General features: G+C 44.6%; 2 protein-coding genes. One reads left to right on the forward strand and one right to left on the reverse strand.

Features of this window, described 5'->3' with window-relative positions:
• The coding region (locus tag A3735_RS15280) for an aminotransferase class IV (RefSeq protein ID WP_197485905.1) at window positions 1-482 on the forward strand (482 nt) is incomplete at its 5' end.
• A gap of 299 nt (window positions 483-781) precedes the next feature.
• Here the strand turns inward: A3735_RS15280 and A3735_RS15285 are convergent.
• Window positions 782-1,547: DEAD/DEAH box helicase (locus A3735_RS15285; RefSeq protein WP_156499697.1), on the reverse strand; the 766-nt coding region annotated here is incomplete at its 5' end.

The raw sequence follows: 1,547 nt of genomic DNA on the forward strand, positions 1-1,547 counted from the left end.
GAATGATTAAGAGTGGTGGTAACTATGCCAGTGCATTAGGCCCAATTGCTCGTGCACGCAACACTAACAATGCTGATCAAGTGCTTTTCTGCCCGAATGGTGATGTACAGGAAACCGGTGCAGCAAACTTCATTCTGATTGATGGAAACGAGATCATAACTAAGGCCTTGGATAGTTCTTTCTTACACGGCATTACTCGTGACTCAATATTAACGATTGCCCGCGATATGGGAATGACCGTGAGCGAACGTGATTTCACGGTAAGTGAATTGATTGAACGCGCACAAAAGCCAGGTACCGAAGCCGCGCTTTCTGGTACTGCCGCAGTATTAACGCCTGTTGGCACCTTAATTCATAATGATGAAGAAATTACAGTAGGTTCTGGTGAGGCAGGTGAAACCACCTTAAAACTTCGCCAGGCACTAAATGATATTCAATGGGGTAAGGCAGAAGATAAGTTTGGCTGGTTGCAGAAAGTCTAAGCCTTGATCATTGCGATGTAATATCGCATTGCGAAAAAGACGCGTATTGAACTGTTTCCTGTGTAGGGGATAAGTTGGTACGCGTTTTTTATATCATCCCACAGATGGGATAAACCTTTTCTCCCCATTTGGCCTCTTTTTAGCACTTCTAACTTGACTTGTGACCAGTGGTCACGGTTAAATAACTACCAGTTACTTATCTTATTTAGGCAAGGCCTTTCCTAATAAGCTGTGTTAGAACATCAAAGCGACTAGCGGTTTATCTCAACGCTAGGTTTTGACACAGCTCCTTTTTCCTCTTACTTTCGTTTCTTACCGTACGCTCTATCTTTTCGACGTTTCTTCTGAGCGGTGCGGGAATTCTTTTTCGATGTTTTAACTTCTTTTGTTAAATCAGGTTCATAGCCGGGTAACCACTGTTGCGGCAAACGTTCATCAAGCACGGCTTCAATTTCTTCTAGTAAATACTCTTCACCTAAGCTTAACAACGATATTGCCAGGCCTTCTTGGCCAGCTCTGCCGGTGCGCCCTATGCGATGAATATAATCCTCCGCAACGTAAGGTAGTTCGTAATTGATGACATACTTGAGCTGGTCAATATCCAGCCCTCGAGCAGCGACATCCGTTGCAACTAAGGCGCGTAGTTTGTTTTGCTTGAAGTCTTCCAGTGCACGCTCACGAGCGCCTTGAGACTTGTCACCATGAATAGCTGCCGTCTTGAGCCCATCCTTGATCATTTCTTTGGAGAGCTCGTCAGCGGCTTGCTTGGTGCGTGTAAAGATGAGTACCTGCTGCCAATTTTTAGAGCCAATTAAGTAAGACGTTAATTCGCGCTTGCGATCCTTGTCGACGGTGTAGACCATTTGTTCAACTTTCTTAGCGGCGGTATTGCGAGCATCGACTTCAATGAGCTTGGGGTCTTTTAATAATTTTTTGCTCAGATCGAAAATAGCCTGATCGAAGGTTGCAGAGAATAGCAGGGTTTGCCGCTGTTTAGGCATGCCCCTCAAAATACGATTTATATCATTAATGAAACCCATGTCTAGCATACGGTCTGCTTCATCA

The organism is Oleiphilus sp. HI0061 (genome assembly GCF_001635675.1).